At 62.8% G+C, this 10,466-nt stretch carries 10 protein-coding genes; 7 read left to right on the top strand and 3 right to left on the bottom strand.

Annotated features, from left to right (window positions below):
* The 4 genes from A2J03_RS01150 to hisG all read left to right on the top strand — a co-directional run.
* A partial coding sequence (locus A2J03_RS01150; protein WP_197480548.1) for a vitamin B12 dependent-methionine synthase activation domain-containing protein occupies positions 1-1,944 on the top strand: 1,944 nt, incomplete at its 5' end.
* On the top strand, positions 1,937-2,644 hold the full coding sequence (locus tag A2J03_RS01145; RefSeq protein ID WP_068368571.1) for an HAD family hydrolase: 708 nt from the start codon (positions 1,937-1,939) through the stop codon (positions 2,642-2,644). The genes A2J03_RS01150 and A2J03_RS01145, both read left to right, overlap by 8 nt.
* Positions 2,641-2,922, top strand: a complete 282-nt coding sequence (locus tag A2J03_RS01140; RefSeq protein ID WP_156520128.1) for a phosphoribosyl-ATP diphosphatase — start codon at positions 2,641-2,643, stop codon at positions 2,920-2,922. The genes A2J03_RS01145 and A2J03_RS01140 overlap by 4 nt, the downstream gene beginning before the upstream one ends.
* A 63-nt stretch (positions 2,923-2,985) precedes the next feature.
* On the top strand, positions 2,986-3,837 hold the full coding sequence (hisG, locus tag A2J03_RS01135) for an ATP phosphoribosyltransferase (protein WP_068368568.1): 852 nt from the start codon (positions 2,986-2,988) through the stop codon (positions 3,835-3,837).
* A gap of 2 nt (positions 3,838-3,839) precedes the next feature.
* Here the strand turns inward: hisG and A2J03_RS01130 are convergent, their stop codons facing one another.
* Both A2J03_RS01130 and A2J03_RS01125 read right to left on the bottom strand, forming a co-directional pair.
* Entirely contained in the window at positions 3,840-4,655 is an 816-nt protein-coding gene (locus tag A2J03_RS01130) for a thioesterase family protein (RefSeq protein ID WP_068368565.1), read from the bottom strand.
* Entirely contained in the window at positions 4,652-5,539 is an 888-nt protein-coding gene (locus A2J03_RS01125) for a RecB family exonuclease (RefSeq protein WP_068368561.1), read from the bottom strand. The genes A2J03_RS01130 and A2J03_RS01125 overlap by 4 nt, the downstream gene beginning before the upstream one ends.
* Before the next feature lie 122 nt (positions 5,540-5,661).
* Here A2J03_RS01125 and A2J03_RS01120 point away from each other — a divergent pair, with 122 nt between their 5' ends.
* A complete protein-coding gene (locus A2J03_RS01120; RefSeq protein WP_068368558.1) occupies positions 5,662-6,540 on the top strand; it encodes a tRNA (adenine-N1)-methyltransferase in 879 nt (292 codons plus the stop codon).
* Between the two features lies 1 nt (position 6,541).
* Here the strand turns inward: A2J03_RS01120 and A2J03_RS01115 are convergent, their stop codons facing one another.
* A complete protein-coding gene (locus A2J03_RS01115; RefSeq protein WP_082897511.1) occupies positions 6,542-7,024 on the bottom strand; it encodes a hypothetical protein in 483 nt (160 codons plus the stop codon).
* 185 nt (positions 7,025-7,209) lie between these two features.
* On the opposite strand from A2J03_RS01115, the gene arc reads away from it, so the two are divergent.
* Both arc and dop read left to right on the top strand, forming a co-directional pair.
* Complete coding sequence (gene arc, locus A2J03_RS01110) at positions 7,210-8,982, top strand: proteasome ATPase (protein WP_068368555.1); 1,773 nt, start codon at positions 7,210-7,212, stop codon at positions 8,980-8,982.
* 140 nt (positions 8,983-9,122) lie between these two features.
* The coding region (gene dop, locus A2J03_RS01105) for a depupylase/deamidase Dop (protein ID WP_068368553.1) at positions 9,123-10,466 on the top strand (1,344 nt) is incomplete at its 3' end.

The raw sequence follows: 10,466 nt of genomic DNA, 5'->3' as shown, positions 1-10,466 counted from the left end.
ACGACGCTCGGTCTGTCCAACATCTCGTTCGGACTGAACGCGGCCGCCCGACAGGTCCTCAACTCGGTATTTCTGCACGAATGCACCGAAGCCGGACTCGACACAGCCATCGTGCACGCGTCGAAGATTCTGCCGATGAACAAGATTCCCGACGACCAGCGTGAGACCGCACTGGATCTGGTCTACGATCGCCGCTCCGAAGGCTACGACCCGCTGCAGAAGCTCATGCAGCTCTTCGAGGGTGTCTCGGCGGCGTCTGCTCGTGAATCTCGCGCCGAGGAACTCGGTCGGTTGCCGCTCTTCGAGCGACTGGAGCGCCGCATAGTCGACGGCGAACGCAACGGTCTGGACGCCGATCTCGATGCCGCAATGGACCAGAAGCCGCCGCTGGAAATCATCAACGAGACCTTGCTGTCCGGGATGAAGACGGTCGGCGAGCTGTTCGGTTCAGGCCAGATGCAGCTGCCGTTCGTGCTGGCCTCCGCCGAAGTCATGAAAGCCGCTGTCGCGTACCTCGAACCACATATGGAAGCCACGGACGACGACGGAAAGGGCCGGATCGTTCTGGGCACCGTCAAGGGCGACGTGCACGACATCGGCAAGAACCTCGTGGACATCATCCTCAGTAACAACGGCTACGAGGTCGTCAATCTCGGTATCAAGCAACCCATCTCGACCATTCTCGAAGCGGCGATCGACAAACGCGCCGACGTGATCGGAATGTCAGGGCTGCTGGTGAAGTCGACAGTGGTCATGAAGGACAATTTGATCGAACTCAACAACAAGGGTGTCGCCGAGCAGTTCCCCGTGCTGCTGGGTGGTGCTGCTCTGACGCGGTCCTACGTCGAGAACGACCTGCAGGACGTCTACCAGGGCGATGTGCACTACGCACGCGACGCATTCGAAGGTCTGCGGCTGATGGACACGATCATGACCACCAAGCGCGGCGGGGGACCGGCGCCCGACAGCCCGGAGGCGCTGGAAGCGCGGGCCAAGGCAGAGGAGCGTAAGACTCGACACGAGCGGTCGCGACGAATTGCCGAGCAGCGCAAGGCCGCTGCGGTTCCGGTCGTCGTTCCGGAGAGGTCGGATGTCGCCGCGGACGTCGAGACTCCGGTACCGCCGTTCTGGGGTACTCGCATCGTCAAGGGTGTGTCGTTGGCGGAGTATTCGGGGCTGCTCGACGAGCGGGCTCTGTTCCTCGGTCAGTGGGGTCTTCGCGGCGCACGTAAAGGCGAAGGCGCCACGTACGAGGATCTGGTGGAGTCGGAAGGCAAGCCCCGACTCCGTTATTGGCTCGACAGGCTCAGTACCGACGGAATTCTCGCGCATGCGGCTCTGGTGTACGGCTATTTCCCGGCGGTGTCCGAAGGTGACGATGTCGTCGTGCTCACCGAGCCGACCCCCGATGCTCCCGAGCGGTACAGGTTCACCTTTCCGCGTCAGCAGCGAGATCGATTCCTGTGCATCGCCGACTTCGTTCGCTCCCGTGCGTCTGCTCGCGAGAGCGGGCAGGTCGACGTGCTGCCGATGAACCTCGTGACAATGGGTCAGCCCATTGCCGACTTCGCCAACGAACTGTTCGCGGCCGATGCGTATCGCGACTACCTCGAAGTGCACGGAATCGGCGTACAGCTGACCGAAGCGCTCGCCGAGTATTGGCATCGCCGTGTTCGCGAGGAACTGAAATTGACCGGCGGCCGCACCGTTGCAGCAGAAGATCCCGCGGACGCGGAGGGATACTTCAAACTCGAATATCGAGGTGCGCGTTACTCGTTCGGGTACGGAGCATGCCCGGACCTGGAGGATCGCATCAAGCTCGCGGCACTACTCGAACCAGAACGAATCGGCGTCAAACTGTCCGAGGAGTTGCAATTGCATCCCGAGCAGTCCACCGACGCATTCGTACTGCACCACCCGGAGGCCAAGTATTTCAATGTCTGAACCCACTGCGTCGAATGTGTCCGATTTGCGGGGCGTCCTGTGGGACATGGACGGAACCTTGCTGGATTCGGAGAAGATCTGGGACGTCGCGGTTGCCGAGCTGTCTCTCGAACTGGGTCGAGTGTTGACCGCGGAGGTTCGAACGAGCACACTCGGCAATTCCATGCACGGAGCGCTGCGAAAAGTGTTCGCCCACACGGGAACCGAAGCGACCGAGCAGTCTTTGGGATGGGCCCGCAACTGGTTGACGGACCGTGTCGGGCAGCTGTTTTCCGAGGGTATCCCATGGCGCCCCGGTGCCAAGGACGCCCTAGGGCTCGCGCGTGAGATGGGTCTGGGCACCGCATTGGTGACCAATACCGAACGTGGACTCGTCGAGACCGCTCTGGAGACGATCGGGCGTGAGTACTTCGACTTCACCGTCAGCGGTGACGAGGTCGAAGAAGGCAAGCCGCATCCGGCGCCGTACCTCCTGGGTGCGTCCCTACTCGGACTCGACCCGTCGCACTGTCTCGCGGTCGAGGATTCTCCGACCGGTTCGCTGGCCGCGTTCCGAGCGGGGTGCTCGGTACTGCTCGTGCCCTCCGAAGTCGAAGTGTCGGCCGAGCCCGGATACGTCCTCCGCGATTCGCTCGTCGGGATCAGCGCGGAGGAGTTGCGGTCCGCGTGGTGCGATGCACGCTCGGCCACCTCGTCATGAAAGAATCGCTAACCGTGAAGACCTTCGACTCCCTGTTCGCCGAGCTGACCGACCGCGCTGTCACCCGCCCCGAGGGCTCGGGCACCGTTGCTGCGTTGGATGCAGGCGTGCATGCCCAGGGTAAGAAGATCATCGAAGAGGCGGGTGAAGTCTGGATCGCCGCCGAGCACGAGGGTGACGAGGCACTCGCCGAGGAGATTTCGCAGTTGCTGTACTGGGTTCAGGTTCTCATGGTGGGGCGCGGTCTGACGCTCGACGACGTCTACCGACATCTGTGAGCGTGCTCGTTTCGAGCGGCACGCCCTCTCACCTCGTACTTCTTCTGACCTAAGGACCTCGCAATGTTGCGTGTAGCAGTTCCCAACAAGGGCGCCCTCTCCGAATCCTCCGCCGAGATCTTGCAGGAAGCCGGATACCGGCGACGTAGCGACTCGAAGGATCTGACCGTCCTCGATCCAGCCAACGGCGTCGAATTCTTCTTCCTACGCCCGAAAGACATCGCGATCTACGTCGGGTCGGGCCAGCTCGACCTCGGTATCACGGGACGCGATCTGGCGTTGGACTCCGGGGCTCCGGTCGACGAGTTGCTCTCTCTCGGTTTCGGCCGTTCGACGTTCCGCTATGCGGCCCCGCAGGGCAAGGACTGGTCCACTGACGATCTCGGCGGGCTGCGCATCGCGACGTCGTATCCCAACCTCGTCAAGGCAGACCTCGCCTCCCGCGGGCTGGAAGCGACCGTCATTCGTCTGGACGGTGCGGTCGAGATCTCTATCCAGCTCGGCGTGGCGGATGCGATCGCCGACGTCGTCGAGTCGGGTCGCTCGCTCCGACAGAACAACTTGGTCGCCTTCGGCGAGTCGCTGTGCGACTCCGAGGGTGTGCTGATCGAGCGCGCCGGAAGCGCCAGCACCGACAAGACTCGCAAGCAGCTGATCGCGCGTGTGCAGGGCGTCGTATTCGCGCAGCAGTACCTGATGCTCGACTACGACTGCCCGAAATCCATTCTCGACGAGGCTGTGAAGATCACTCCCGGCATCGAGTCGCCGACGCTGTCCCCGATGGCGGATGAGAATTGGATCGCGGTGCGCGCCATGGTGTCTCGCAAGGTTCACAACACGGTGATGGACGATCTGGCCGACCTCGGCGCGAAGGCCATTCTGGCTTCGGACATCAGGTCCTGCCGAGCTTTCTGACCTCAGGTTCGATTTCGCGGACGCACCAACACGGTCTGTGCGATACGCCCCACAGGTCCGAGGTGGTCGTGTAGAACTCCAGCCGACATCGCGAAACCATCTGGACCGGTGGATGTTTCGGCTGAGAGGCCGATCCATTCGCCGTCCGGGATGCGGAACAGGTGAACGGTGAGGTCGGTGTTGAGGAATGTCCAGCGGTCGATGTCGAGTTTGGCGCCGATGCCGTTGGCGATGTCTGCCACGGAGAACAGGCGCTCGAGTGGTGTCATGGTCTCGCCCAACACCAGACTCGTTGTCGGAGTGGCCCATACCTGACCTGGTCCTGCTCCGCCGCTCTCGGTGATCGCGCGAATGTCCACGTTGTCGATGTATCCGCTGTTCCACGACTTGCCCCACACATGGGGTGTGGTTTCCGAGAGCGGCTTCAGCGGGACGTCCGCCGCATGCACGACGTTCGAGGTGTCCTCGGTGGCCAATCTCCACGCGGTTCCTCGGGCGACTGCACGTTCTGTACCGCCCTCGGTGCGTGCCCACAGCTCGGCAACTACCAGTTCGATATTCTTGCCCGGCCGTTCGACCCATGATCTGACTTCGATGTCCGCGATAGGCACCGGGCCGAGAAGCTCTATCACGACTCGGGTGACGCGTACATCCTCGCGTGCGCCGATCCGCTCCAGAGCGCGTACCAGCAGCGCCGACGGTGGTGCCCCGTGCTGCATGGTAGAGGTCCAGGTGCCGATGGATCGCTCTGTGGCACCGAACACCTCGTTGCCCGCCGCATTCACACCGAGAGGTACGAAAAATGCGTTCTCGTTCATGCGTGTGTGCTCGCTACTTCTGCTTCTACTACTGCTGCTGCGACCTCGGGCCAACCGGGGTATGTCGGGGGAGTTCCACCGAACTCGGGGCACAGAGCTTGGTGATCGCACCATGTGCACAACTTGCCTCGCTTGGGCTGAAAGTCTCCCGTTTTCCCTGCTACGAGAATGGCCTTCCAGATCGCCGACAACATCCGTTCGAACCGGAGCAGTTCACCCTCGTCCGGGGTGTAAGTCAGGGACTGTTTGTCCGCGAGGTACATCAACTTGAGCTGAGCCGGGACAATGCCACGCATGCGCATGACGACCAAGGCGTAGAACTTCATCTGGAAAAGCGCCTTTGCCTCGGTGAATTCCCGAGGAGCTTTGCCCGTCTTGTAGTCCACCACGCGCACCATTCCGTTGGGCGCCACGTCGATGCGGTCTATGAAACCGCGCAGCGGGGTCCCGTCGTCGAGATCGATCTCGACGCGCTGCTCGCACGATTCCGGATCGAATCGAGTCGGGTCTTCCATCTCGTAGTACCCCGCGACGAGGTCACGCGCCTGCTCGAGCAGTGTGGCGAGGTCGTTGTCGGCAATGAAGTCGGCGACGTCCGGAGACTCGGTGCGGACACGATCCCACGCGGACTCGACGAGACCGACTGCGGTGTCCGAATGGCGTGCCGCGGTGGGCATCCCGTACAACGCTTCGAGTGCTGCGTGAACTACGGTGCCTTTGACCTGTGCCGTGGTCGACTTCTCGGGGATCCGGTCGATGGCCCGAAACCGGTAGAGCAGCGGACACTGTTTGAAGTCGCTGGCGCGTGACGGTGAGAGTGCCGGCTTGCTACGCCTGGTGGGGCTGATCGGGGCAAGCGGCGCGGGCGTATCGGTAATACTCACGCCCTGCACACTAAGCCCGTGGACCGACAGAACTGCGCAAGGCCGTAGTCTGGGCAGCCGAGTCGCCAGTCCAAACCCGGACCGACTGCACCACATCAGTTCATCGAAAGAGGTAGTCGGCTGTGTCTTCGGACGAGATCACGGAAGCCGTCCCCGCCGGCCCCGCACGAAGCGGCCCGTTCCGAGTCGGAGATCGCGTCCAGCTGACGGACGGCAAAGGCCGGCACTACACGGTCGTTCTCGACGCAGGCAAGGAATTCCACACGCACCGCGGTGGCATCACACACGACGCGTTGATCGGCGCGGACGAGGGCAGCGTCGTCACCTCGGTGAACGGAACTCCGTACCTCGCTCTTCGGCCCCTGCTCACCGACTATGTGTTGTCGATGCCGCGCGGCGCGCAGGTCATCTACCCGAAGGATGCCGCGCAGATAGTGCACGAAGGTGACGTCTTTCCCGGCGCACGCGTACTCGAGGCCGGTGCGGGCTCGGGCGCGCTCACGTGTTCCTTGCTCCGAGCCGTGGGAACGACAGGGACCGTCATCTCGTACGAGATCCGCCAGGATCACGCCGACTACGCGGTGAAGAACGTCGAGACGTTCTTCGGGGAGCGCCCGCCCAACTGGGACCTCACCGTCGCCGACATCGATCAATTCGGTGTCGACCATCCAGGGGAGACCGTCGATCGAGTGATCTTGGACATGCTGGCGCCGTGGGACGCGCTACCCGCCGTATCGGATGCTCTCGTGCCGGGCGGTGTGTTGATCGTCTATGTCGCCACCGTCACGCAGCTGTCGCGTGTCGTCGAGGCGCTCCGCGCGCAGGAATGCTGGACCGAGCCACGGTCGTGGGAATCCATCGTTCGAGGGTGGCATGTCGTCGGTTTGGCGGTGCGTCCCGAGCATCGGATGCAGGGACACACCGCCTTTCTCATCAGCGCTCGAAAATTGGCGGCCGGGACCGTCACCCCGAAGCCACAGCGAAGGTCCGGCAAGGGCTGAGCTAGACGCAGGGAGCCTGGCCCATCGCCAGCAGCTGGCAGGCACTGGTTTCGGACACCTTCCAGTGGCCGTCGATCAGGACCCAGGTATTGGGGGTCGGAGCTGCCGTCCCGCGCGGCGTCGCAATTGCGACGAGCGCAGTCGCGGTCTCGCCTTCGACCGTAGGCTCTTGGACTTCGAAAGTGATCGCGCCGTAGTTGGCGAGGGCGGCCGTCATTTGCTCCAGATTCGCCAGGCGCGCTTGCCCGTTCTCGATGTCGGCCGCTTTCGTTGCGGCGTCGACGTCCGGGGCGACGACAAGGGCCAAGGAGTCGGTGAGCTCCTTGACGGTCGGAGCAGTCGCGTCGGCCACCGCTGTGGTCGAGGACGTGTCCGAAGTCGCCGACGACGAAGGTTCCGAACTGTGATCGGAATCTTCTCCCGAGCTGCAACCGGCAGCGACGAGCGTAGCCGCGAGCGCGACGAAAGCGGAAGATGTGCGCATTTTCACTGGTGAAGCCCCTCTTCTGTGCAGCATGTACGCGTGCATTTCAGGTGAGGCTAACATGGCAAAAGTCGTCGGTCCCGAGGCTTCCTCGTGCGATCGAGGACCACTGCGAGAACGTGTCCCCACGCACTTTTGCGTATGTGCCGGTAGCGTTGGTAGATCGGGACTGGGAGGAGTCGCTCATGAGCTCAACAGACAATCCGGATTCGGCTGCGGCCAGGGCAGAACTCGAGGATCTACGCTCCGAGGCAGCGTCCCTACGGCGTCAGCTCGGTCAACTCGGTGAACCGCCGGAGCATGTGCGCGAGCTGGAGGCCCGCATCGACTCGTTGTCGTTGCGCAATTCCAAGCTGATGGACACGCTCAAGGAAGCCCGCCAACAGCTGATCGCGTTGCGGGAGGAAGTGGACCGGCTCGGCCAACCGCCGAGTGGCTACGGCATTCTGATGGCGGTCCACGAGGACGACACCGTCGACGTCTTCACCTCCGGGCGCAAGATGCGATTGGCATGCTCGCCCAACATCGAAGCCGATGTCCTCGCGCCTGGCCAGACAGTTCGGCTCAACGAGGCACTCACCATCGTCGAGGCCGGGTCGTTCGAGCAGATCGGTGAGATCAGCACTCTGCGCGAACTTCTCGGGGACGGAACACGCGCTCTCGTGGTTGGCCACGCCGACGAAGAACGTGTCGTGTGGTTGGCCAAGCCGCTCTACGAGATGGCCAACGACGACACTCCGGAAGATCCCGACGAGCCGTCGCGCAGGCTGCGTCCGGGTGACTCCCTCCTCGTCGACACCAAGGCTGGGTACGCCTTCGAGCGCGTTCCGAAGGCCGAAGTCGAGGACCTTGTGCTCGAGGAAGTGCCCGATGTCGGCTACGAGGACATCGGTGGTCTCGGGCGTCAGATCGAACAGATTCGCGACGCGGTCGAGTTGCCCTTCCTGCACAAGGACCTGTTCCGCGAGTACTCACTGCGGCCACCGAAAGGCGTTCTGCTCTACGGGCCTCCAGGATGCGGCAAGACGCTCATCGCCAAGGCCGTCGCTAATTCGCTCGCGAAGAAGATCGCCGAAGCACGTGGCCAGGATGCGAAGGAAGCCAAGTCGTTCTTCCTCAACATCAAGGGCCCGGAGTTGCTCAACAAGTTCGTCGGCGAGACCGAACGCCACATTCGAATGATCTTCCAGCGCGCGAGAGAGAAGGCGTCGGAAGGTACACCGGTCATCGTCTTCTTCGACGAGATGGACTCGATCTTCCGCACCCGTGGTTCCGGAGTGTCCTCGGACGTCGAAACCACGGTGGTTCCGCAGCTCCTGGCCGAGATCGACGGTGTCGAGGGGTTGGAGAACGTCATCGTGATCGGCGCGTCCAACCGCGAGGACATGATCGACCCGGCAATCCTGCGTCCCGGCAGGCTCGACGTGAAGATCAAGATCGAACGACCGGATGCCGAATCCGCTCAGGACATCTTCTCGAAGTACCTGACCGACTCGTTGCCGGTCAACGCCGACGATCTCGCCGAATTCGGTGGCGATCGTGTCGCATGCATTCGCGCGATGATCGAGCGCGTCGTCGATCGCATGTACGCCGAAAGCGAGGACAATCGTTTCCTCGAGGTCACTTACGCCAACGGTGACAAGGAGGTTCTGTACTTCAAGGACTTCAACTCGGGAGCGATGATTCAGAACATCGTCGACAGGTCGAAGAAGTACGCGATCAAGTCGGTCCTCGAGTCGGGAACTCCAGGCCTTCGTGTTCAGCACCTCTTCGATTCGATCGTGGACGAATTCGCCGAGAACGAGGATCTGCCCAACACGACCAACCCGGACGACTGGGCGCGAATCTCGGGCAAGAAGGGTGAACGAATCGTGTACATCCGAACGTTGGTCACTGGGAAGAACGCGAGCGCCTCACGCGCGATCGACACAGAATCCAACACCGGTCAGTATCTGTAAGCTACGCGAACCGAAAACGCTGCCCGCGGCCGTCACGATGGTCGCGGGCAGCGTTTTCTCGTGCTCGGATCGGAACGCCTGCCGCACGGTCGCCGACGCTCGTTCGAGTCCGGCGCCGCCGATCACCTAGGCTCGGCCCTATGGAGCGCATCATCGGCATCGAGGTCGAGTACGGAATTTCCTCACCGACCGAACCGACGGCCAATCCGATCCTTACATCGACACAGGCTGTGCTCGCCTACGCGGCGGCGGCCGGCGTCCCGCGCGCGAAGCGAACCCGGTGGGACTACGAGGTCGAATCGCCGTTGCGAGATGCCCGTGGTTTCGACTTGGGTAGATTCAGCGGTCCGGCGCCGGTGATCGATGCCGACGAGGTCGGTGCGGCGAACATGATCCTCACCAACGGCGCTCGCCTCTACGTCGACCACGCGCACCCCGAGTACTCCGCCCCCGAGGTTCGCGACCCGCTCGATGCCGTCATCTGGGACAAAGCCGGTGAGCGAGTCATGGAAGCCGCTGCCCGCCACGCTTCCAGCGTTCCCGGCGCACCGAGACTGCAGCTGTACAAGAACAACGTCGACGGCAAGGGTGCGTCCTACGGCACCCACGAGAACTACCTGATGTCACGAGCGACGCCGTTCTCGGCTGTCATCGCAGGACTGTCGCCGTTCTTCGCCTCGCGCCAGGTGATCACCGGTTCAGGGCGCGTCGGGATCGGGCAGTCCGGCGACGAGGCCGGGTTTCAGCTGTCCCAGCGAGCCGACTACATCGAAGTCGAGGTCGGGCTCGAAACGACGCTCAAGCGCGGCATCATCAACACTCGCGACGAACCTCATGCAGATGCCGACAAGTATCGCCGGTTGCACTGCATCATCGGCGACGCAAACCTCGCCGAGATGGCAACCTACCTCAAGGTCGGCACGACGGCTCTGGTTCTCGACATCATCGAGGCGGGTGTGGACCTGTCCGATCTCCAGTTGGCCCGACCTGTCACGGCAGTGCACCAGATCAGCCACGACCCGACACTTCGTCAGGCGGTCGCACTTGCCGACGGTCGCGAGCTGACGGCCCTTGCGTTGCAGCGGATCTATCACCAGCGAGTGGCCAAGTTCGTGGCGAGTGAGGGCAAGAACGACCCCCGCGTAGCCGACATCCTGGACAAGTGGGCGATGGTGCTGGATCTCTTGGAGCGAGATCCGATGGAGTGCGCGAACCTGCTCGACTGGCCCGCCAAACTGCGTCTGCTCGAAGGCTTCCGCCAGCGCGAGGGGCTCGGATGGTCGGCGCCGCGGTTACACCTTGTCGACTTGCAGTACTCGGACGTTCGCCTCGACAAAGGTTTGTACAACAGGCTGGTTGCGCGCGGCTCGATGGAACGCCTCGTTACCGAGCAGCAGGTCCTCGACGCTATCTCCAACCCACCGTCGGACACGCGCGCTTACTTCCGTGGCGAGGTGTTGCGCAAGTTCGGCGCCGACATCGCG

The sequence above is a fragment of the Rhodococcus sp. EPR-157 genome, from assembly GCF_001647195.1.
GTDB lineage: Bacteria > Actinomycetota > Actinomycetes > Mycobacteriales > Mycobacteriaceae > Rhodococcoides.
Note: the sequence above shows the minus strand (reverse complement) of the source record. Positions and strands in the feature narration are given on the sequence as shown.

Excerpts from the sequence above, each read along its gene's own strand:
- A2J03_RS01145 (WP_068368571.1), top strand. The coding sequence starts at position 1,937 with ATGTCTGAACCCACTGCGTCGAATGTGTCCGATTTGCGGGGCGTCCTG.
- A2J03_RS01140 (WP_156520128.1), top strand. The coding sequence starts at position 2,641 with ATGAAAGAATCGCTAACCGTGAAGACCTTCGACTCCCTGTTCGCCGAG.
- hisG (WP_068368568.1), top strand. The coding sequence starts at position 2,986 with ATGTTGCGTGTAGCAGTTCCCAACAAGGGCGCCCTCTCCGAATCCTCC.
- A2J03_RS01130 (WP_068368565.1), bottom strand. The coding sequence starts at position 4,655 with ATGAACGAGAACGCATTTTTCGTACCTCTCGGTGTGAATGCGGCGGGC.
- A2J03_RS01115 (WP_082897511.1), bottom strand. The coding sequence starts at position 7,024 with ATGCGCACATCTTCCGCTTTCGTCGCGCTCGCGGCTACGCTCGTCGCT.
- arc (WP_068368555.1), top strand. The coding sequence starts at position 7,210 with ATGAGCTCAACAGACAATCCGGATTCGGCTGCGGCCAGGGCAGAACTC.